Origin of the sequence: Streptomyces sp. NPDC017202 (assembly GCF_044331705.1) — a bacterium.
In the GTDB taxonomy this organism is placed as follows: domain Bacteria; phylum Actinomycetota; class Actinomycetes; order Streptomycetales; family Streptomycetaceae; genus Streptomyces.
Window position 1 is genome coordinate 646,318 of the sequence record NZ_JBIRNP010000002.1, and the last position, 19,801, is coordinate 666,118.

The 19,801-nt window shown below is 72.0% G+C and carries 22 protein-coding genes and 1 pseudogene; 13 read left to right on the forward strand and 10 right to left on the reverse strand.

The features are described from left to right. Positions 1–117: 117 nt before the first annotated feature. The gene (locus tag ACH4N1_RS07145; protein ID WP_398095101.1) at positions 118–918 is read right to left on the reverse strand and encodes a Clp protease N-terminal domain-containing protein; all 801 of its coding nucleotides are present in this window, start codon (positions 916–918) and stop codon (positions 118–120) included. An 85-nt stretch (positions 919–1,003) separates the two neighbouring features. Here ACH4N1_RS07145 and ACH4N1_RS07150 point away from each other — a divergent pair, with 85 nt between their 5' ends. After that, positions 1,004–2,110 (forward strand): DUF2786 domain-containing protein, encoded by a 1,107-nt coding sequence (locus ACH4N1_RS07150; RefSeq protein WP_398095103.1) that lies wholly within the window; start codon positions 1,004–1,006, stop codon positions 2,108–2,110. A 280-nt stretch (positions 2,111–2,390) separates the two neighbouring features. Here the strand turns inward: ACH4N1_RS07150 and ACH4N1_RS07155 are convergent, their stop codons facing one another. The 4 genes from ACH4N1_RS07155 to rpmB form a co-directional block, all read right to left on the reverse strand. Continuing rightward, positions 2,391–2,924 (reverse strand): DUF4232 domain-containing protein, encoded by a 534-nt coding sequence (locus ACH4N1_RS07155; RefSeq protein WP_398095105.1) that lies wholly within the window; start codon positions 2,922–2,924, stop codon positions 2,391–2,393. 95 nt (positions 2,925–3,019) lie between these two features. Next, positions 3,020–3,565, reverse strand: a complete 546-nt coding sequence (locus ACH4N1_RS07160; protein ID WP_398095106.1) for a hypothetical protein — start codon at positions 3,563–3,565, stop codon at positions 3,020–3,022. 263 nt (positions 3,566–3,828) lie between these two features. Beyond that, the gene (gene rpsN, locus ACH4N1_RS07165) at positions 3,829–4,134 is read right to left on the reverse strand and encodes a 30S ribosomal protein S14 (RefSeq protein ID WP_398095108.1); all 306 of its coding nucleotides are present in this window, start codon (positions 4,132–4,134) and stop codon (positions 3,829–3,831) included. Next, positions 4,134–4,370: a 50S ribosomal protein L28 gene (gene rpmB / locus ACH4N1_RS07170; protein ID WP_398095109.1), complete on the reverse strand. Its 237-nt coding sequence runs from the start codon at positions 4,368–4,370 to the stop codon at positions 4,134–4,136. Before rpmB ends, rpsN begins: the two co-directional genes overlap by 1 nt. Before the next feature lie 62 nt (positions 4,371–4,432). On the opposite strand from rpmB, the gene rpmG reads away from it, so the two are divergent. The 5 genes from rpmG to ACH4N1_RS07195 all read left to right on the forward strand — a co-directional run bounded on the left by rpmG (position 4,433) and on the right by ACH4N1_RS07195 (position 7,325). Continuing rightward, on the forward strand, positions 4,433–4,597 hold the full coding sequence (gene rpmG, locus ACH4N1_RS07175; RefSeq protein WP_398095111.1) for a 50S ribosomal protein L33: 165 nt from the start codon (positions 4,433–4,435) through the stop codon (positions 4,595–4,597). 6 nt (positions 4,598–4,603) lie between these two features. Next, positions 4,604–4,858 carry a type B 50S ribosomal protein L31 gene (locus ACH4N1_RS07180; protein WP_398095113.1) on the forward strand — a complete coding sequence of 85 codons (255 nt, stop codon included), beginning with the start codon at positions 4,604–4,606 and terminating at the stop codon, positions 4,856–4,858. Next, a complete protein-coding gene (locus tag ACH4N1_RS07185) occupies positions 4,855–6,051 on the forward strand; it encodes a CobW family GTP-binding protein (protein WP_398095115.1) in 1,197 nt (398 codons plus the stop codon). The genes ACH4N1_RS07180 and ACH4N1_RS07185 overlap by 4 nt, the downstream gene beginning before the upstream one ends. A gap of 4 nt (positions 6,052–6,055) precedes the next feature. After that, on the forward strand, positions 6,056–6,307 hold the full coding sequence (gene rpsR / locus ACH4N1_RS07190) for a 30S ribosomal protein S18 (protein ID WP_398095117.1): 252 nt from the start codon (positions 6,056–6,058) through the stop codon (positions 6,305–6,307). 757 nt (positions 6,308–7,064) lie between these two features. Further along, entirely contained in the window at positions 7,065–7,325 is a 261-nt protein-coding gene (locus ACH4N1_RS07195) for a DUF397 domain-containing protein (RefSeq protein WP_366058531.1), read from the forward strand. 96 nt (positions 7,326–7,421) lie between these two features. Here the strand turns inward: ACH4N1_RS07195 and ACH4N1_RS07200 are convergent, their stop codons facing one another. Further along, positions 7,422–7,904 carry an ATP-binding protein gene (locus tag ACH4N1_RS07200; RefSeq protein WP_398095118.1) on the reverse strand — a complete coding sequence of 161 codons (483 nt, stop codon included), beginning with the start codon at positions 7,902–7,904 and terminating at the stop codon, positions 7,422–7,424. A 373-nt stretch (positions 7,905–8,277) separates the two neighbouring features. On the opposite strand from ACH4N1_RS07200, the gene ACH4N1_RS07205 reads away from it, so the two are divergent. From ACH4N1_RS07205 to ACH4N1_RS07225, 5 genes and pseudogenes are all read left to right on the forward strand, one after another. Then, positions 8,278–9,102: a helix-turn-helix domain-containing protein gene (locus ACH4N1_RS07205; RefSeq protein ID WP_382782557.1), complete on the forward strand. Its 825-nt coding sequence runs from the start codon at positions 8,278–8,280 to the stop codon at positions 9,100–9,102. A gap of 169 nt (positions 9,103–9,271) precedes the next feature. Next, positions 9,272–10,732 (forward strand): aldehyde dehydrogenase family protein, encoded by a 1,461-nt coding sequence (locus tag ACH4N1_RS07210; protein ID WP_398095120.1) that lies wholly within the window; start codon positions 9,272–9,274, stop codon positions 10,730–10,732. A 153-nt stretch (positions 10,733–10,885) separates the two neighbouring features. Then, positions 10,886–11,527, forward strand: coding sequence for a PadR family transcriptional regulator (locus ACH4N1_RS07215; RefSeq protein ID WP_398095122.1), 642 nt, complete (start codon positions 10,886–10,888; stop codon positions 11,525–11,527). Between the two features lie 30 nt (positions 11,528–11,557). Next, a pseudogene (locus ACH4N1_RS07220) lies at positions 11,558–11,764 on the forward strand (daunorubicin/doxorubicin resistance ABC transporter ATP-binding protein DrrA); the annotation flags it as partial. Continuing rightward, a complete protein-coding gene (locus ACH4N1_RS07225; protein ID WP_398095123.1) occupies positions 11,746–12,504 on the forward strand; it encodes an ABC transporter permease in 759 nt (252 codons plus the stop codon). The pseudogene ACH4N1_RS07220 and the gene ACH4N1_RS07225, both read left to right, overlap by 19 nt. A 15-nt stretch (positions 12,505–12,519) precedes the next feature. On the opposite strand, the gene ACH4N1_RS07230 is transcribed toward ACH4N1_RS07225, so the two are convergent. Continuing rightward, complete coding sequence (locus tag ACH4N1_RS07230; protein ID WP_398095125.1) at positions 12,520–13,920, reverse strand: glutamate decarboxylase; 1,401 nt, start codon at positions 13,918–13,920, stop codon at positions 12,520–12,522. A gap of 173 nt (positions 13,921–14,093) precedes the next feature. Further along, positions 14,094–15,377, reverse strand: a complete 1,284-nt coding sequence (locus ACH4N1_RS07235) for an ion channel protein (RefSeq protein ID WP_398095126.1) — start codon at positions 15,375–15,377, stop codon at positions 14,094–14,096. Positions 15,378–15,525: 148 nt separating this feature from the next. Here ACH4N1_RS07235 and ACH4N1_RS07240 point away from each other — a divergent pair, with 148 nt between their 5' ends. Continuing rightward, on the forward strand, positions 15,526–16,290 hold the full coding sequence (locus ACH4N1_RS07240; protein WP_398095128.1) for a MerR family transcriptional regulator: 765 nt from the start codon (positions 15,526–15,528) through the stop codon (positions 16,288–16,290). Positions 16,291–16,305: 15 nt separating this feature from the next. On the opposite strand, the gene ACH4N1_RS07245 is transcribed toward ACH4N1_RS07240, so the two are convergent. Then, positions 16,306–16,671, reverse strand: coding sequence for a YbjQ family protein (locus tag ACH4N1_RS07245; protein ID WP_382782549.1), 366 nt, complete (start codon positions 16,669–16,671; stop codon positions 16,306–16,308). Between the two features lie 139 nt (positions 16,672–16,810). Here ACH4N1_RS07245 and ACH4N1_RS07250 point away from each other — a divergent pair, with 139 nt between their 5' ends. Further along, a complete protein-coding gene (locus ACH4N1_RS07250) occupies positions 16,811–17,791 on the forward strand; it encodes a DedA family protein (RefSeq protein ID WP_398095130.1) in 981 nt (326 codons plus the stop codon). Positions 17,792–17,836: 45 nt separating this feature from the next. Here ACH4N1_RS07250 and ACH4N1_RS07255 read toward each other — a convergent pair whose 3' ends face one another. Further along, a complete protein-coding gene (locus ACH4N1_RS07255; protein ID WP_398095131.1) occupies positions 17,837–19,498 on the reverse strand; it encodes a threonine/serine exporter ThrE family protein in 1,662 nt (553 codons plus the stop codon). Positions 19,499–19,801 lie beyond the last annotated feature (303 nt).

Here is a 19,801-nt window from a genome sequence, read left to right on the forward strand (position 1 = left end):
GCCCGCCCCCGGTGCGCCCCGTCGTCTGACCTCGGGCACGCCCTGATACCCCGACACGCCCTGATACCCCGACACGTCCTGAGACCTCCGACACAGCCTGAGGCATCCGGTGCGTCGTCAGGCCTCCTGCACGCCCTCCTGCACGCCCTCCCGCGCGTCCGCCGGCCCCTGCGCGTCCTCCCGCTCCCGCGGCCCCTGCCCCTGCCCCCGCACCTGGGCCAGCGTCTCCTCGACGTACCGCTCGACACCCGCCTTGTCGACGCCGAGCCCGCTGAGGACGCCCGCGCCGTTCTCGAACTCCAGCAGGGCCAGCAGGATGTGCTCGGTGCCGATGTAGGGGTGGCCGAGGCGCAGGGCCTCGCGGAAGGTGAGTTCGAGGACCTTCTTGGCGTCCGAGCCGTAGGGGACGAGTTCGGGCACCTCGTCGGCGGCGGGCGGCAGCGCGGCGGTCGCCGCCTCGCGCACGGCCTCCGGGGTGACGCCCTGCGCGGCCAGCGCCTTGACCGCGAAGCCCTCCGGCTCGGCGAGCAGGCCGAGGACCAGGTGGGCCGGCAGGCCCTCCGGGTTGCCGGCCGTCCTGGAGGCGCCGTGGGCGGCCATGACGGTGTTCCGCGCGCGGGGGGTGTACCGGCTGAAGCCCTGGCTGAGGTCGAGGTCGGCCGACTCCTTCGGTACGAACCGCTTCTGCGCGGCCTGCCGCGTCACGCCCATGCTCCGGCCGATGTCGGTCCAGGACGCCCCCGAACGCCGGGCCTGGTCGACGAAGTGGCCGATGAGGTGGTCGGCCACGTCACCGAGGTGCTCGGCCGCGATGACGGCGTCCTGGAGTTGTTCGAGGGGCTCCGGATGGACCTTCTTGATGGCGTCGATGAGGTCGTCGAGACGGATGGCGGAGGTGGGACCCTGTCGCGAAGTCATGTGTCAACCGTAAGTTGACGCCTGGATGTCGTCAACCCATGGTTGACAGTCTCGGGTCGCTCCGCGCGCGTGGCACGATCCATGGGTGAGCAGCACGCCCAGCACCGTCGAACGCGCCTTCCGGGCGGCCCTCTACGACGACACCGACACCGCCCTCGACACCGGCGCGTCCCTGCTGGCCGCCGACCCCGCCGCGGACGCCGAACTCGACCGGCGCGGACAGGAGTTCCTGGCGGCCGCCTGGCGCCGCGGGTGGCAGCCCGCGGACCTCGTACGGCTCGTGCGCCGCGACCTGGAGGACACGCACGTACGGCTGCTCGCGGCGCTGGTCCGCGCGCAGGCGCCGCACGACCGGGCGCGCGGCCGGCGCTGGTCGGCCCAGCTGGAGGAACTGCCCGCCGGCCCCGCACCCCGCACCGGCGACCGCTTCTCCCACGCCACGGCGGTCCTGGAGCTGTACCGGCTGCTGCTGCGGCTGCCCACCCTCGAACCCCTCCCGGAGGCGAGCGGACAGCCGCGCTCCGACTCCCGCATGCTCACCCGCATCCGCGCGCTCCTCGCCAAGGCGGAGGCGACCGGGTTCCCCGAGGAGGCAGAGGCGCTCACCGCGAAGGCGCAGGAGCTGATGGCACGGCACAGCGTCGACGAGGCGCTGCTCGACGCGGCGGCTCCGGCGCCGGACGCCCCCGGCGCCCGCCGGATCGGCGTCGAGCCGCCGTACGAGCAGGCCAAGGCGGTACTGCTGGACGCGGTCGCCGGCGCGAACCACTGCCGGGCCGTGTGGAACGAGCCCTTCTGCTTCTCCACGGTCGTCGGCTTCGAGGCCGACCTCGAGGTGGTGGAACTGCTCTACACCTCGCTCCTCGTGCAGGCCGGGACCGCCATGACGAAGGCGGAGGCGGCGCAACGGGCGGGCGGGCGCCGACGCACGAAGACCTTCCGGCAGTCCTTCCTGGCCGCCTACGCCCACCGCGTGGGCAGCCGCCTGGCCGCCGCGGCCGAGACCCCGGTCAGCGCCGACCTCCTCCCGGTCCTGGCCTCCCGGGAGGTGGCGGTCACCGCGGCCACGGACCGCCTCTTCCCCCGGACGACCACCACCCGCCTGCGCGGCGTCACCGACGAAGCGGGCTGGACCGAGGGCGCGGAGGCGGCGGACCGGGCGCAAGTCCACTCACGACCGCATCTCCCGTGACCGGGGGCGTGACCGGGGGCGCACGCCCCGACGCGTCCGCCTCCTCGCGACCCCGTGCGCCTGCCTGGCAACCCCACGTCCCGCCCGCTCCCGAAACCCCCGCGCCCGCGACCGCGAACAGGCGCCGCGCCACCCGTCAGGGCCGCACGCCGTGCCACCGGTCGGGGCCGCGCATCGCGTCGCAGGCCCGGGCCGCGGCGCCGCACCGGGGCGGCGATCCGTCCGCCCGCTATCTCGCGCCCTGCCGCCCTGCCGCCCTGCAGCCGGGCCCCGGGTGCGATCAGTCCCCCGCCACCTGGAACGCGCTCACCGAGGCGTCCGGCTTGTCGCCGTCCTTGAGGGCGACCGCGCCGTACGACCAGTCCAGGCTCTCGGTGGCCGGGGCGTCCGCGAGGCCGCACGTGAGGGTCTTGGCGGCGAGGCTGCCCTCGCCGTCCTCGCCGCGGACGTAGGTGATCGTGAAGGAGACGGTGGCCTGTGCGGCGAGGGGCAGCGGCTGCGCCTCGGCGGCCTCGTCGTGGGGAACGGAGACGGTGCTCCCGTCGGCCTCCAGCTCGACCTTCGGGAAGCCCTCCAGGGTGCATTCCTTGCCGCCGTTGGTGACCGTGACGGTCACGTTGCCGGTGTCACCGGCGGCGGGGGCGGCGTTCACGGCGCCGGCCGCCATGGTCAGGTCACCGGCGACGCAGGCGGTGCCGGAGGCGGAGGAGGCCTTGTTCTCCCCGTCGCCGGAGGCGCTGTCGTCCCCGCCGCCGCAGGCGGTGAGGAGGAAGGCGGCGGCGAGGGCGGTGACGGTGATCGGAACGGCGCGCATGAGTGGTCCCTACGGTGACGTGACGGTGCTCGGGAGGATCATCACGCATGAACGCCCCCTTCCGGTGCGCGGCCCCCGCCCCGGTGACCGCTTCACTACCCCAGACCGGCCGTCGGCAGCCCGGACGGCCACTGCCCGCCCTCCGCCTTGGTGTACGTCTCCCCGCCGGTCGCCCCGTCCCAGGTGATCTCGAGGCTCCTGCCGTCGACGGAGTCGACCATGCCGGTCGTCCGGTCCTTCTTCCCGCTCGGGCAGGTGAGCCGGATCATCGTCATGTCCGACTCCTTGCCGGCGGTCCCGCTGCACACGGTCCCGCCGGTCGCGAAGAGGGCGGCCTGCTCACCGGTGATGATCAGGGCGACGGCCCGGCCGTCCGCGGTGGTGAGCCAACTGCCCTCCAGCTCGCCGGAGGCCGTCACCGAACCGCCCGCGCCGCCGCCGCTGCCCGCGCCGGACGTGACACCCGGCGTGGCCGGGGACGAGCCCCCGGAGTCGCCGGAGTCGCCGTCGTCGCTGCACGCGGTCAGTGCGAGCGCCCCCGCCAGCGCGCCGACCAGGGCGGCGGCCCGTACCCCCCGGCGGGACGCCCCGCGCGCGGGACGCGGGGTGGGCGAGGGGCGCGAGAAGTTCGCCGAAGTCACTGCGGGCTCCCAAGCTGTAGCCGGACGGCCGGGTCGACCGGAAGGACCGGTGAGAACCGGAAGGACCGGCAGCAAGCTACCAGCCGGGAAACAAGGGGGACCCGCCCCGGAGGGAAACGGGAGCCCGCCCCGGAGGAACGGGAGCCCGCCCCGGAGGAACGGGAGCCCGCCCCGGAGGAACGGGAGCCCGCGCCGTCCTCACCAGGAAGCCCTCGCGCCCGCCCTGAAGGGAACCCTGAGGGAAACGAGGACCCGCCCCGCCCTCACCAGGAAGCCTTGCGCACCCCCGGCAGACACCCCGCGTGCGCCAGTCCCCGCAGATTCACCCGGGACAGCCCGAACGCCCGGTGGTACCCGCGCGGCCGCCCGTCCACCTGGTCCCGGTTGCGCACGCGCGTGGCGCTCGCGTCCCGCGGCTGCCGGCGCAGTTCCCGCTGCGCGGCCAGCCGTTCCGCGTCCGTGGACGACGGCCGGCGGACGGTCTCCTTCAGCTCGGCCCGCCGCTCGGCGTACCGGGCGACGACCTCCTGCCGCTTCCCGTTCTTCGCGGTCTTGCTCCTCTTCGCCATCAGATCCGCACCCCCCGCGCCCGGATCCGGGCGACGGCGGCCTCGACGCCGATCGCGTCGACCGTCCTGATCCCCTTCGTGCTGAGCCGCAGCCGTACCCGACGGCCTTCGCTCGGCAGCCAGTACCGCTTGGTCTGGACGTTGGGGTCGAAGCGGCGCGAGGTGCGCCGGTGGGAGTGGGAGACGCGGTTGCCGAAGCCCGGCCGGGCGCCGGTCAGCATGCAGTGCGCGGACATGGGTGACGTACCTCTCCTCGAAGCCTAGTGTTAATGGAATTCATTTTCAGTAAGGTAGCAGCATGGCACGCAACGAACTGCGCCCGGTCATCAAGCTCCGCTCCACCGCGGGGACCGGCTACACGTACGTCACCCGCAAGAACCGCCGCACCGACCCGGACCGTATGACCCTGCGCAAGTACGACCCCGTCGCCGGCCGCCACGTCGACTTCCGAGAGGAGCGCTGACCCGTCATGCGCAAGGGAATCCACCCGTCGTACGGGCCCGTCGTCTTCCGTGACCGCGCCGCGGGCCACGCCTTCCTCACCCGCTCCACGATGAGCGGCGAGAAGACGGTCGAGTGGGAGGACGGCAACACCTACCCCGTCGTGGACGTCGAGATCTCGTACGTCAGCCACCCCTTCTACACCGGCACCGCCCGCGTCCTGGACACGGCAGGCCGCGTGGAGCGCTTCGAGCGCCGGTTCGGGAAGCGGGGCGGCGCGTGAGCCTGCCGGTGGTGATCGTCGGCGGGCTGCACGCCGAGGTCCGCCGGGCGACGGTCGCGCGGCTGCTCGCCGACGTCCCCGGCAGCGTGGCGCTCCACCACGACCTGGCGACGGCGGCGGCCGGCACGGTCGTCCGCACGATCAGGGACTCCGAGGGCGTCCTCTTCGCGGGCGAGGCGCCGCTGGTGAACGACTGCGCCTGCTGCGCCCTGCGCGAGGACCTCGTGCCCGAGCTGCTCCGCCTCGCCGACGACCCGGCCACCCGGCTCGCGGTCGTCGAGCTGTGGGACTCCGTCGAGCCCAGGGCGATGGCCGAGGTGGTCGCCGCCGGCGGCCTCACGGTCACCGGCGTGATCACCGCGGTCGACCCGGCGCTCCTGCTGCCCTGCCTGGGCAACGGCGACGACCTCGCCGAGCGCGGCCTGGCCGCCGCCGCCACCGACCGGCGCACGGTCGCGGACACCTTCGCGCGGCAGCTGGAGTACGCCCCCGTCCTGGCCGTGGCCAACTCCCCGGAGGCCGACGACGAGGACCGCGAGCTGCTGGCCCAGCTCCATCCGACGGCCCGCCGGGTCCCCGTCCGAGGCGGCCGGCTCGGGGGCCCGGCGGACACCTCCGCACGTGCAGGTGCACCGGAACCGGGGCCGGAGCCGCGTTCACCGCTCGTCGCCGCCGCTTTCGCCGGCTTCGACGTCGAGGCCGCCGCCGCGGCCCAGCACCCGGCCTGCGCCCTGCTGCCCGCCGAGGCCGACGCACACGGCGTCACCACCTTCGTCTGGCGTCGCCGCCGCCCCTTCCACCCGGAGCGGCTGTACGCGGCACTGGAGGACCTGACCTGCGCCGCCGCCCGCAGCCGGGGCAGGTTCTGGCTCGCCGACAAGCCGGACGTGCTGCTCCACTGGGACGCCGCCGGCGGAGCCCTGTGCGTGGAGTCCGCCGGGCCCTGGCTGGCTTCCCTGCCGGACGCGGCCTGGGAGACGCTGCCGCCGGTGCGCCGCGCCGCGGCCGCCCTGGACTGGCACCCCGAGCACGGCGACCGCCGCCAGCACCTGGTGTTCACCTCGCCCGGCCTCGACCGCGACGGACTCCACGAGCTGCTGGAGTCGTGCCTGCTCACCGACGCCGAGTACGCCGCCGGGCGCGACGCCTGGAAGCGGCTCCCGCCCGCCTTCGACACCCTCCTGGAGGTCTGACCCCGTGCCCCGCGAGAGCGAACGCCCGCCCGACAGGAACCGGCCCGACCCGCTGGACCGGGCCGGGATCACCTCCATCGCCTCCATCGCCTCCATCGACTACAAGGACACCGACCTGCTGCGGAGGTTCCTCTCCGACCGCGGCAGGATCCGCAGCCGCCGGGTCACCGGCGTCCCGGCCCGGCAGCAACGCCGTCTGGCACGGGCCGTGAGGAACGCCCGCGAGATGGCGCTCCTGCCGTACGGCACCCGCTGACACCCCGGCGGACCCCGGTCACCGTCGTACGACGGCTCCCCCCGTCGCCGTACGGCCCGATCGCCGTTCGGACGACGAGAGGTGCGCCGGCCGTCCCGTCGGGCCGGCGGCACGACCGCCCGGACGTCCGCCGGACGCCCGCCTCCGCAGGTCTGCCGGAGAGGTGCCGGACCTCGCCCCCGTGAAGGACACCCGCGTCCTCCACGGGGGCGAGTCCGTTTCGCGCGGGGGAGGCGCAGGCCGGGGGCCCCGGCCTGCTCGCGGCCGGGGCGGCGACGGCGCGACGGCTTCCACGGCCCCGGTGCCGGGGCCACCGGACGTGTCCCGCGGGCCGGCCGGTGTACCGAGCGGACGGTCGGCGTCCGCCCAGGCGGGGGGGGGTGATCCGGGCACGCGCGGCGGCCCGCTCCGGAGCCGGTGCGCCGAACGGCGGCCGGGGCGGCGGAACATCGAGGGCACCCGGTGCGTCTCTTCCTGTGCACGAGTGGTTCGATCCGTACTACCTCTCGTGCCCGCACGGCCGCGGACCACGCGAAAGTGCCGGTGGCGCATGGGGAACGGGCTGCGGGGCAGACGCGGGAACAGGCCCCAGGACCGTCCGGGCTCGGTAAAGCAGGCGTCACAGCTGTAACTGCGTGGGCACCGCCCGTGCACGTGCATCTGCTCATGCAGGCGCACGTGAACGGAGCTATGATCCGGAACAGTTGACCATGGCATCTATGGCCACACGAGCCAGTGCACCATCAGGGAGCGACCTGTGGACCACGACGTTGACGGGGGGCACGACGTGTACAACGGCATGGCGGCCACACACTTGTACGGGGTTGCCTGGCAGAAGAGCCGGCACAGCAACAGTCAGGGGTCCTGCGTCGAGTTCGCGCGGCTGCCCGGCGGGGACGTGGCCGTGCGCAACTCGCGCTTCCCGGACGGTCCCGCCCTCGTCTACACCCGGGCCGAGATCGAGGCGATGCTCCTGGGCATCAAGGACGGCGAGTTCGACCATCTGATCGCCGGCTGACGGAGGTCCGCTCCGGCGTGCGACACGCCGGAAAAATCGGCGCACAAGGGGCTGCGACGCGCGTAGAACCGCGGCACCGGAAGGCGCCGCGGTTCGTCATCCGGCGGGCTTGTGCAGCCGGAACAGCGCCCAGACGACCTTGCCGCCCAGGTTCGGGGAGAGCGGTTGCCAGCCCCAGCCCTCGGTGAAGGAGTCGACGAGGAACAGCCCGCGCCCCGACTCCGCCGCGAAGTCGTCCACCTCGCGCGGCAGGGGGCTGTCCCGGCTGGGGTCGCGCACCGCGCACACCAGTCGCCCGGTCCACCGCAGCAGGTGCAGCCGCACGGGCGACTGCTGCCCCGGCGTGCCCGGAGCGGCGTCGGGCGACATCCCGTGCCGCAGGGCGTTGGTCACCAGTTCCGAGACGACCAGACATATGTCGTCGGACCGCTCGCCCACTTCCCACTGGCCGAGGGTTCTCCTGGTGAACTGCCGTGCCTCGCGCACCGCTTCGAGGCGGGCCGACAGAGCGCAGGAGGCCGCGTCGGACACGGCCGCGGGATCAAGCGGCGGAAGGCCCTGCCGTAACGGCTCGAGCATGGTCGATCCATTCGTCCCCATGCGAGGCACTCCCGGGATTCGCGGTCGTTGCGATGCAGCGGTGGCGCGGGACCATGGTTTCCGATGCGAAGGGCAGATGCAAGGGCAGATGCACGTGCACGTGACCGAAATGGGCCTGCCCGTACCGCTTCTTGGCCATTTTTTCCGCCATCTTCTTGCAGTTGGCGGGCACTTCCCTCGCTTCCTCCTCCCCTTCCCCGGTGTCGCTCCAGGGGTATCCTTTGGCTTTTTTCCGTCTCTGTAATCGGGCGAGTACTGCTCGAAGTGTTTTAGTGGCAGACTGCGGATCCGAGGACGGTTGGGGAGGCTGGCGAACGTGAGCGCGGGAGAGCCCGGATCGGTGGTGCGGCGGATGCTGCTCGGCTCGCAACTACGGCGGCTGCGTGAAGCCCGTGGCATCACGCGCGAGGCGGCGGGATATTCGATCCGGGCTTCGGAGTCGAAGATCAGCCGGATGGAGCTGGGCCGGGTGAGCTTCAAGACACGTGACGTGGAAGACCTGTTGACGCTGTACGGCATCTCGGACGACGCCGAGCGCCAGGCGCTCGTCGGACTCGCCCGCGAGGCCAACGTGGCCGGCTGGTGGCACAGCTACTCCGACGTCCTGCCCAACTGGTTCCCCACCTACGTCGGGCTGGAGGGCGCCGCCGCCCTGATCCGGGCGTACGAGGTGCAGTTCGTGCACGGCCTGCTCCAGACCGAGGCGTACGCGCACGCGGTCGTGCGGCGCGGGATGAAGGGGGCGAGCGCAGCCGACGTCGACCGGCGGGTGGCCCTGCGCCTGGAGCGGCAGAAGTACCTCGTCGCCGAGAACGCCCCCGACTTCCACATCGTCCTCGACGAGGCGGCCCTGCGGCGGCCGTACGGGGACCGCGAGGTCATGCGCGAGCAGCTCCAGCACCTGATCGAGATCTCCGAGCGTCCCAACGTGCGGCTGCAGATCATGCCGTTCAGCTTCGGCGGGCACTCCGGTGAGTCCGGTGCCTTCACCATCCTGAGCTTCCCGGAGTCCGACCTGTCGGACGTCGTCTACCTGGAGCAGCTCACCAGCGCCCTCTATCTGGACAAGCGCGAGGACGTCGCCCAGTACGAGCAGGCGCTGAAGGAACTCCAGCAGGACAGCCCCGGCCCCGACGAGAGCCGGGACCTGCTGCGCGGACTGCTCCAGCTCTCCTAGCGTCCGCGCCGCGCGCAGGGGGTTTCCCCTCGGGCAACCCCCATGACTGCGCCAACTGTCCGACTGCGGCCCCAACTCCGTTGAAACACACCTACGATGACGTGTGATCAGATCGTTGTGTCGATCGCAGCCGGTCGCGGCCGGTCGCAGCAGGGGATTGAGGGATCACATGTCGTCGTACTTCACGGACCTGGCCCAGCAGTACATCGACGGTAAGTGGCGTCCAGGGACGGGGTCCTGGGACATCATCGACTTCAACCCCTACGACGGCGAGAAGCTCGCGTCGATCACGATAGCCACCGTCGACGAGGTCGACGAGGCCTACCGTGCCGCCGCCCGCGTCCAGAAGGAGTGGGCCGCGACCAACGCCTATGCCCGCCGCTCGGTCTTCGAGAAGGTGCTGCGGCTGGTGGAGGAGCGCGAGGCGGAGATCAGCGAGATCCTCGTCGACGAGGCGGGCGGCACGTTCGGCAAGGCCGCCTTCGAACTCCACCTGGCCAAGGAGTTCCTGCGCGAGTCGATCCACCTGTCGCTGCGTCCCGAGGGCCGGATCCTTCCCTCGCCGATCGACGGCAAGGAGAACCGCGTCTACCGCGAGCCGGTCGGCGTCGTGGGCGTGATCAGCCCCTTCAACGTGCCCTTCCTGCTGTCGCTGAAGTCGGTCGCTCCCGCGCTGGCCCTCGGCAACGGCGTGGTGCTCAAGCCGCACCAGAACACCCCGGTCTCCGGCGGTACCGTCATCGCCAAGCTCTTCGAGGACGCGGGTCTGCCCCCGGGCCTGCTGAACGTCGTCGTCACCGACATCGCCGAGATCGGCGACGCCTTCCTGGAGCACCCCGTCCCGCGGGTCATCTCCTTCACCGGCTCCGACAAGGTCGGCCGGCACGTCGCCACCGTCGCCGCCTCGCACTTCAAGCGGTCCATCATCGAACTCGGCGGCAACAGCGCGTTCGTCGTCCTCGACGACGCCGACGTGGACTACGCGGTCGACGCCGCAGTCTTCAGCCGCTTCGTCCACCAGGGCCAGGTCTGCATGGCCGCCAACCGCATCCTGGTCGACCGCTCGCTCGCCGACGAGTTCACCGAGAAGTTCGTCGCCAAGGTGAAGACCCTCAAGGCCGGCGACCCGCGCGACCCGCAGACCCTCATCGGCCCCGTCATCAACTCCTCGCAGGCGGAGGCCGTCTCCGGCGTCGTCGAGCAGGCCGTCGGCGAGGGCGCGACCGCCCTCCTGCACGGCTCGACGACCGGCAACCTCGTCGAGCCCTCCGTGCTGAGCGGTCTGCCCGCCGACTCCGCCCTGCTCCAGCAGGAGGTCTTCGGCCCGGTCGTCTTCCTCGACACCTTCGACGGCGAGGAGGAGGCCGTACGCCTCGTCAACGACACCCCCTACGGGCTCAGCGGCGCCGTCCACACCGGCGACATCGAGCGGGGCGTCGCCTTCGCCCAGCAGATCGTCACCGGGATGTTCCACGTCAACGACGCCACGGTGCACGACGAGCCGATCGTGCCGTTCGGCGGCGAGAAGAACTCCGGCGTCGGCCGCCTCAACGGGGAGACGACCCTGGAGGCCTTCACGACGACGAAGTGGATCTCGGTGCAGCACGGGCGCAGCCGGTTCCCCTTCTAGGGACCCTTCCGGCCCCTCCACCCCTCCGCCCCCCCGGCACGCCGCAGGCCGCCTTCCGGCGTGCCGGGGAGCTGTCTCCCGGTTCCGGCCGGCTCCCTCCGCGGGTTCCGGGCGGTTCCCCCGGCGGGTTCCGGGCGGCCTAGTCTGGACGGCATGTCAGCGATCCGTCTCCTCGTGCTGGGCTCGGTGCGCCAGCACGGGCGGGCCCACGGCTACCAGGTGCGCAACGACCTGGAGTACTGGGGCGCCCACGAGTGGTCCACCGCCAAACCGGGCTCGATCTACCACGCCCTGAAGCAGATGGCGAAGCAGGGACTGCTGCACGCGCACGAGATCGCCCCGTCCACCGTCGGCGGCCCGCCCCGCACCGAGTACGAGATGACCGAGCGGGGCACCGAGGAGTACTTCCGGCTGGTGCGCGAGTCGCTGACCGCCTACGACCAGAAGACGGACGTCAAGTCGGCGGCCATCGGCTTCATCGTGGACCTGCCGCGCGCCGAGGCGGTGTCGCTGCTGAAGGAGCGGATCCGGCGCATCGAGGAGTGGCGCTCGGCCGTCACCGAGCACTACGTGCCCGCAGAGGGCCCGGAGCAGCTCGGGCACATCGGCGAGATCATGAACCTCTGGATCCACACGGCGGACGCCGAGGCGGAGTGGACCCTGGGCCTGATCGCGCGGATCGAGGGTGGGGCGTACACGTTCTCCGGCGAGGGCGAGCCGTTCGTCGGTGTCCTCGCGGACGACGCGGAGAACCCCTACGCGACGGGGGAGCGGCACCCCGGGGACGGTCACTGATCAAGTTTGACGCCCATGGCCGAGGAACAGATCACTGTCGATCCCGACCGCAGGCTGCTCAGCGCCCCGGTCACCGACCGCATGGCCGCCCTCTCCGCCGTCGTCCGCGCCCTGGAGGAGGCCGGCCTGCAGGCCGAGGACGTGGCCCTGCGCCGCCCCACGCTGGACGAGGTGTTCCTGCACCTGACCCGGCAGGACGACCGCACGAAGGAGGCCGTGTGCGTACGTACGCGCTGACCGATTCCTGGACCATGACCCGGCGCGAACTCGCCCACTGGGCACGGCAGCCGGGCCGGCTGGTCGTCGGGCTCGTCTTCCCGGTGATGCTGCTGCTGATGTTCGCCTATCTCGTCGGCGGCGGCCGCGAGGTGAACGGCGACTACCTGGACTACATGGTCCCCGGCATGCTCGCGCTCACCATGGCCTTCGGCCTGGAGGGCACGATGCTCGCCGTCACCCAGGACCTCGACAAGGGCGTCATCGACCGCTTCCGCTCGATGCCGATGGCCGACGGCGCGGTCCTGGTCGGCCGCTCGGCCGCCGACATGCTGCAGTCGGCGCTGGGCCTCGCGGTGCTGATCGGCGTCGGGTACGCGCTCGGCTGGCGCGCCCAGGGTGGTGCCGGGGCCTTCCTGGGCGCCGTGGGTCTCCTCCTGCTGCTCCGCTTCGCGATGCTCTGGATCGGCATCCTGCTGGCGCTGGTGGCCGGGAAACCGGAGATGGTCCAGGCCGTGCAGATCCTCATCTGGCCGGTCGGTTTCCTCTCCAACGCCATCGCCACCCCCGCGTCCATGCCCGGCCGGCTCGGCACGGTCGTCGAGTGGAACCCGATGTCCAGGACGGCGACCGCCGTACGCGACCTGTTCGGCCCGGCGGGGGCGACCGACGGCCTCTGGCCGGCCCTCGTCTGGCCGCTGTTCCTGCTCGCCGTCTTCTTCCCGCCGGCGGTGCGCAGGTTCGCGGGCATGAACCGCTGACATCAGTGGCTGACATCAGTGGTGGAAGCCGGTGGCCGCCCCCTTGTCCCGGGTCTGCGGGTGCGGCTGCCGGCGCAGCTCCGGAAGCAGCTGCGTCAGGTCGTCGACGAACAGGTCGGCCAGGTCCGACGAGAAGCCGTTGCGGCACACGATCCGCACGACGGACAGATCCTCGCGGTTCGGCGGGAAGGTGTACGCCGGCACCAGCCAGCCGTGCTCACGCAGCCGCCGGGAGACGTCGAAGACGTCGTACGACTCGACACCCGGGGCCGTGGTGAAGGCGAAGACGGGCAGTTGGTCGCCCCGGGTCAGCAGCCGGAAGTCGCCGAGCGCCTCCACCCGGTCGGCCAGTTCCCGGGCGATGTCCCGCGTGGAGCGCTGCACGGCCTGGTAACCCGAGCGGCCCAGCCGCAGGAACGTGTAGTACTGCGCGACGACCTGGGCGCCGGGCCGCGAGAAGTTCAGCGCGAAGGTCGGCATGTCGCCGCCCAGGTAGTTGACGCGGAAGACCAGTTCCTCGGGCAGGGCCTCCTTGTCGCGCCACAGCGCCCAGCCGACCCCGGGGTAGACCAGTCCGTACTTGTGCCCGGAGGCGTTGATCGACGCCACGCGCGCGAGGCGGAAGTCCCACACGAGGTCCTCGTCCAGGAAGGGCGCGATCATCGCGCCGGACGCCCCGTCGACGTGCACCGGCACGTCCAGGCCGGTCCGCTCCTGGAGGGCGTCCAGTGCCGCGCACAACTCGGCGATCGGCTCGTAGGACCCGTCGAAGGTGGAGCCGAGGATGCCGACGACCCCGATGGTGTTCTCGTCGCACAGGTCGGCGGCGGCCTGCGGGTCCAGGTGGAAGCGCTCACCCTCCATGGGCACCAGGCGGGCCTCCACCTCCCAGAAGTTGCAGAACTTCTCCCAGCAGACCTGGACGTTGACCCCCATGACCAGGTTGGGCCGGGCGGCCGGGTCGGTGGTGCGTTTGCTCCACCGCCGCTTGAGGGCCATCCCGGCCAGCATGCACGCCTCGCTCGACCCGGTCGTCGAGCAGCCCACGGCCGCCGACGGGTCAGGCGCGTTCCACAGGTCGGCGAGCATGGCCACACAGCGGCGCTCCAGTTCCGCGGTGCGCGGGTACTCGTCCTTGTCGATCATGTTCTTGTCACGGCACTCCGCCATCAGCAGCCCTGCCTGCGGCTCCATCCACGTGGTGACGAAGGTGGCCAGGTTCAGCCGGGAGTTGCCGTCCAGCATCAGTTCGTCGTGCACCAGCTGATACGCCGTCGAGGGCGGCGTCGGGCCGTCCGGCAGCCGGTGCTTGGGCGGCGCCTCGGTCATACCGCTGACCGGGTCCGTCTCGCCGTAGAAGGGATTCACGGAGCGGGAGCGCTCGTCCGCCTTGGCAACGCCTTTGTGCAGGGCCATGGGATTCTCCTGTCGGGGCTCGGGGCTCGGGGCTCGGGGCTCGGGGCTCGGGGCTCGGGGCTCGGGGCTCGGGGCTCGGGGCTCGGGGCTCGGGGGTAGCGGTCGGGGGTCGGGTGCGGGGTCGGCATCGGCGTCCTCCCCGCTCGTTCATCGGATCGAAGGGCCTGATCGGTTCACCGGATCGCCGTCCCGTCCTCCCGCAGCTGCATCTGCGGCCTGCCGGTCACCAGCAGCCAGGCCGGCAGCGAGGCGACGCACAGCAGCGTGATGACGGACGGGGAGGAGACCAGGACGGCGGCGACGAAGAGGCTCAGCCAGCCCTGCCGGGTGATGGCGAGGAGGACTCCGAGCACGGCCGTCGCGACTCCCACCGCGGGATGCACGGCGGGCACGAGGGCGTGCGCGGTCAGCCCGAGGGCGACGCCCGCGAACACCGCCGGGAAGATCCGTCCGCCGCGGAAGCCGCAGGACGTGGCGACGAGCAGCGCGGCCAGTTTCACCACCGCCATCGTGGCGAACTCTCCCGCAGTCCAGCCCTCAGGATCGTGGGCCAGCTCCGCGATCTCGTCCAGCCCTTTGAAGAGCGTCAGATGACCGCCCAGGGCCGCCAGCAGCCCCAGCACGACCCCGCCGGCCGGCAGCGCCAGCATGGGGTGCCGCAGTCGCGCGAACGCGCCGTGGACGTACGGGAGGCCGCGCACGGCGGCCATGCCGAGCAGCGCGCCCACGGAGGCGATCACCGTCGCGGACAGCAGATCGCCCCAGTCGGGCTGCCCGAACGCCGGCAGGTCGAGGTCGAAGCTCGGACGGTCCAACAGGATCATCGTCGTCGAACCGGCCGCGGCCGCGACGAGCGGTGTGAAGACGCCGTTCCACAGTGGTCCTTCGGTCTGCCGCCCGGCCAGCGCCTCGGAGATCACCAGCGCCGCCGCGACCGGTGTGCCGAACAGCGCCCCGATCGTCGCGGCCTCCGCCAGCACCGGCCATACCCGGTCCGGCGCCCGCGGCAGCAGCCGGCGGCCCAGCCAGTACGCCAGCCCCACGTTCACCGCGATGACCGGGTTCTCCGGACCGAGACTCGGCCCGCCCGCCAGCATCAGCATGGTCGCCAGCAGGAGCCCCGGCAGCACCACGGGAGGCAGCACGGAGGCGTCCAGGCCGGTGGTCGCCGGATCGAGGCCCGCGTGCCCCGGCACCTTCCACACCACCAGGCCGACCGCGATGCCGGTGGCAGTGAGGACGACGAGCATCCACAGCACCGAGTAACGGCCCACCCCCAGGGCGTCCGGCAGGTTCTCCCACAGCACGTCCTGCAACTGCCCGGCCAGTTCGCTCACCAGCAGCAGGAGCAGGCCGGCCAGCACACCGACGACCAGGGCGGGCGGGATCGAGAGCAGCAACGCGCGCGTGGGGCTCGCCGGGGAGTGGGGCGCATGTCGAGCGGTGTCGTGAGCCACGGGCTCACGATAAGCGGACAAAACGGGCGTCGCCCGGGGAGGGCCACCGCCGGGGGAGAGGGCGCCGCCGACGGGGAGGGGGCGGGCTTGCACCTCACGTCGCGTGAGGGCCCACCGTGGAGGACGAACGCAGAAGGGAGCGGACGAAGTGAACTACTCCGTGGGACAGGTCGCCGGCTTCGCCGGGGTGACGGTGCGCGCCCTGCACCACTACGACGGCATCGGCCTGCTCCCCCCGAGCGAGCGCAGCCACGCGGGCCACCGGCGCTACAGCGACGCCGACCTCGACCGGCTGCAGCAGATCCTGTTCTACCGGGAGCTCGGCTTCCCGCTCGACGAGGTCGCCACCCTGCTCGACGATCCGGAGGCGGACCCGCGCGCGCACCTGCGCCGCCGGCTCGGCCTGCTGACCGCCCGGATCGAGCAGCTGCAGGAGATGGCCGCGGCCGTGGAACACGCCATGGAGGCACGTGAGATGGGCATCGACCTGACCCCCGAGGAACGCTTCGAGGTCTTCGGGGACAAGGACCCCGAGCAGTACGCCGAAGAGGCCGAGCGGCGCTGGGGCGGCACCGAGCCGTACGCGGAGTCACAGCGCCGGGCCGCCCGCTACACCAAGGACGACTGGCGGCGCATGCAGGAGGAGGTGGCCGACTGGAGCGCACGCTACGACGCGCTCATGGCGGCCGGCGAACCGCCCACCGGCGAGCGGGCCATGGATATGGCCGAGGAACACCGGCAGCACATCAGCGGCTGGTTCTACGCGTGCTCCCACGCGCTCCACCAGTCCCTGGGCGAGATGTACGTCACCGACGAGCGGTTCAAGGCCTTCTACGACTCCACCCGCCCGGGTCTCGCCGAGCACCTCAGGGAGGCGATCTCCGCCAACGCGGTCCGGCACACGTCCGCGTAGGGTCCCGGCCCGGGGTCACTCCCGGGCCACGACCACCGCCGTCCCGTACGCGCACACCTCGGTTCCCACGTCGGCCGCCTCCGTGACGTCGAAGCGGAAGGCGAGCACGGCATTGGCGCCACGCGCGCGTGCCTGCTCCACGAGCCGGTCCATGGCCTGGTTGCGGGTCTCCACGAGCGTTTTGGTGAGGCCCTTCAGCTCGCCGCCGATCATCGACTTCAGCCCGGCCCCGATCTGGCTCCCGAGGTGCCGCGAACGCACCGTCAGTCCGAAGACCTCGCCGATGACCTGCTCGATCCGGTGTCCGGGTACGTCGTTGGTGGTGACGACCAGTACGTCCGGCTGGGGCCCCTGGCCGCCGCCGTAATCTTCGATGCCCATGCTCACAGGTTTGCCCGAGCGGGCTCACAGCGCATCCCGGGGACCCCCGTGGAACCTGGGGCGCACACATGACGTTGATAGCTTTGTGCGGCCGTAGAAGGACGCTGAATTCCCTCACCCCCGTCAGGAGCCCGGAACCGTGACGACCCTTGCCCTCGGACCGAGCTGGCTGGACCCCGACTACCTGCTGGACAGCTTCGGCATCTGGGGTCTGCTGCTCATCGTCTTCGCGGAGTCGGGCCTGCTCATCGGCTTCTTCCTGCCGGGTGACTCGCTGCTGTTCACGGCGGGCCTGCTGATCACGTCGAACCAGCTGGACTTCCCGCTGTGGGCGGCCATCGCCCTGATCTGCGTCGCCGCGATCCTGGGCGACCAGGCGGGCTACATGTTCGGCAAGAAGGTGGGCCCGTCCCTCTTCACCCGCCCGGACTCCCGCCTCTTCAAGCAGGAGAACGTCACCAAGGCGCACGAGTTCTTCGAGAAGTACGGCCCCAAGTCGCTGGTCCTGGCCCGCTTCGTGCCCATCGTCCGCACGTTCACGCCGATCATCGCCGGCGTCAGCGGCATGCGGTACCGGTCCTTCCTGGTCTTCAACGTCATCGGCGGCGTCCTGTGGGGCGCGGGCGTGACCCTGCTCGGCTCCTGGCTGGGCAACATCGACTTCGTCAAGAAGAACATCGAGCCGATCCTGCTCCTGATCGTCCTTCTCTCGGTGGTCCCGATCATCATCGAGTTCCTCCGCGCCCGCTCCCAGTCCAAGAAGAACCCCCCGCAGGCCGAGCCCTCCGCCCAGCCGGCCCAGGCCCAGGCCATGGACGACGCCACCACCAGGCTCCGCCGCATCGAGGACCACGACCCGTACGGCGACCGGGGCCAGAACCAGTACCCGTACGGCGACCAGGGCCAGAACCAGTACCAGGCCGACGACCAGAGCCAGAACCAGTACCAGGGCGAGCGCCAGCCCGACTACTACGGCCAGCAGTACCAGCAGCAGTACCCCCCGCAGCAGTACCCGCAGGAACAGCAGTACCCGCAGCAGCAGTACCCCCAGCAGGACTGGCAGCCCCAGTCCCAGCCGCAGCAGCAGAACGGCCAGTACCCGCACAACCAGGGCTACTGAGACGCGACCGCGGGCACGGGAGATCCGCCGGGGCCGGCCCCGGCGTCAGAATCCCCGTGTCCGCTTGGCGGCCCGCCGCTTCTCCGCGGACCCGATCCGCAGGAACAACCGCGAGATCTCCGACCCCAGGTTCACGCCGATGGCGATGGCCATCGCCAGCGCGGCCGCCTTGGTCAGGGAGACCAGCCCCGCGTCCACCTCGTTCTGCGCGATGGCCAGCAGCCCGAAGTACGTGGCCGAGCCGGGCAGCAGGGGCCCGATCGCCGCGGTCGTGTAGGGCAGCGCGGACGCGAACCGGTACCGCGACAGCAGCTGCCCGAACAGCCCGACCACCCCCGCCGCGACGGCGGTGGAGGCCACCGGCGAGATGTCACCGGCATAGCGCATCGCGCCGTACACCGACCAGGCGACGCCCCCGTTCAGTGTCACGGCCAGCACGGTGGACCGTTCCTGCTGGAGCAGTACCGCGAAGGTCAGCGACAGCAGCATCGACGCGCCGATCTGCCACAGCGGCCGCTTGGTGATGCCCAGGTAGGCGTCGGGGTTGAGGTGGGCGCCCAGCTGCACGCCGAGGTAGAGCATGACCAGCACGCCGACGACGATGCCGACGAAGAAGTACATGACCTCCAGCAGGCGGGCGGCGGCGGTGATGTAGAAGCCCGTCAGACCGTCCTGGACGCCCGCCACGAGGGCCCGTCCGGGCAGCAGCGCGAACAGCCCACCGGTGATGACGGCGGACGCCTTCACGTCGACGTGTCCGAGCGTCAGCGCGATGCCTATCGCGGCGGGCGGCATCGCGGCCACCAGGAACTGGTAGAACTCCGGCAGCCCGCGTCCGGCGCACAGCCACGCCAGCCGGTCGCCGAGCATCGCGCCGATCGCCGCCGCCACGAACACGATCAGGTCGCCGCCGACGAGCACCGAGGCCGCGCCGGCCAGCAGTCCGCTCGCCGAGGTCAGCACCCAGGTCGGATACGGGTGCCGGTTGCGCCGCATCTCGGCGAGCCGCCGGTACGCCTCCTCCAGGGAGATGTGCGTCTCGGGGTCGCTGAGGTCGTCGACGAGGTGGAAGACGGCCGCCAGCCGGGTGTAGTCGGTGCCCCGGCGCCGCACGGTCCGTGAGGCCGTCACCGGGTCCTCGACCAGGGAGGGCTGGTACGAGATCGACAGCAGGGTGAAGGTGACGTTCGGCTCGCAGCGGTCGAGCCCGTAGGAGCGGCAGACCGCGAACATCGCGGCCTCCACGTCCTCGGCGCCCTCCCCGCCCGCCAGCAGCAGCTCGCCGATGCGCAGCGTCAGGTCGAGCACGCGCGGGACGGCCGGGCCGCCCTCCTCCGCCTTGGGCGGGGGCTCCGGCGCGGGCCGTTCGGCCACCGGCATGCGCAGCATCGTCCGCATCCGGTCCTGCCAGGGCACGTCCTTGGTCAGACTGACCACGGGAAAGCCCTCGGCGGGGGTGAAGGCGGGCGGGGCGTGCCGCGAGCTGTACGTCCTCGGCGGACTGAACGCCGACCCCTCGGACTCACCGCCGGCCGGCTGCGCGACGTCCAGGCCCACCGGGACGGCGAACTCCGACGTGGTCTCCGACTCGCCCGCGCCCCTGGGGGCGGCCAGCCCCCGCGGGATCGCGAACTCGGAGGTGATCTCCGGATCGAACGTGCCCTTCGCCTCGTCCGACTGCGGCTTGCGGTCCTCCGCCTCCGTCACTGGGCAACGCTCCCTGAACGACACATTCCGTAGACCTCGGTATGCGCACCGACGTACACGCCTCGACGTACGCGCGCTGACGTACGCGTACCGACATGTGCGTACCCACGGGTGCGACTGACGTATGCCCGGGAACGCGGGCTTACCGACATCCACGCCCGACACGCGGGAGGGGCGCCCCCCCCCCGGGGGCCCCCCCCCCCCCCCCCGGGGCCCCCCCCCCAGACCCCCCCCGCGGGCGTTCAGGCCGTGGAAGAACCCGCCCTAAAGGCCACCGGCGCCGTGGGGCCCCCCCCCGCGGCG

Excerpts from the sequence above, each read along its gene's own strand:
- ACH4N1_RS07145 (WP_398095101.1), bottom strand. The coding sequence starts at position 918 with ATGACTTCGCGACAGGGTCCCACCTCCGCCATCCGTCTCGACGACCTC.
- ACH4N1_RS07155 (WP_398095105.1), bottom strand. The coding sequence starts at position 2,924 with ATGCGCGCCGTTCCGATCACCGTCACCGCCCTCGCCGCCGCCTTCCTC.
- rpsN (WP_398095108.1), bottom strand. The coding sequence starts at position 4,134 with ATGGCGAAGAGGAGCAAGACCGCGAAGAACGGGAAGCGGCAGGAGGTC.
- rpmB (WP_398095109.1), bottom strand. The coding sequence starts at position 4,370 with ATGTCCGCGCACTGCATGCTGACCGGCGCCCGGCCGGGCTTCGGCAAC.
- rpmG (WP_398095111.1), top strand. The coding sequence starts at position 4,433 with ATGGCACGCAACGAACTGCGCCCGGTCATCAAGCTCCGCTCCACCGCG.
- ACH4N1_RS07180 (WP_398095113.1), top strand. The coding sequence starts at position 4,604 with ATGCGCAAGGGAATCCACCCGTCGTACGGGCCCGTCGTCTTCCGTGAC.
- ACH4N1_RS07200 (WP_398095118.1), bottom strand. The coding sequence starts at position 7,904 with ATGCTCGAGCCGTTACGGCAGGGCCTTCCGCCGCTTGATCCCGCGGCC.
- ACH4N1_RS07205 (WP_382782557.1), top strand. The coding sequence starts at position 8,278 with ATGCTGCTCGGCTCGCAACTACGGCGGCTGCGTGAAGCCCGTGGCATC.
- ACH4N1_RS07210 (WP_398095120.1), top strand. The coding sequence starts at position 9,272 with ATGTCGTCGTACTTCACGGACCTGGCCCAGCAGTACATCGACGGTAAG.
- ACH4N1_RS07215 (WP_398095122.1), top strand. The coding sequence starts at position 10,886 with ATGTCAGCGATCCGTCTCCTCGTGCTGGGCTCGGTGCGCCAGCACGGG.
- ACH4N1_RS07230 (WP_398095125.1), bottom strand. The coding sequence starts at position 13,920 with ATGGCCCTGCACAAAGGCGTTGCCAAGGCGGACGAGCGCTCCCGCTCC.
- ACH4N1_RS07245 (WP_382782549.1), bottom strand. The coding sequence starts at position 16,671 with ATGGGCATCGAAGATTACGGCGGCGGCCAGGGGCCCCAGCCGGACGTA.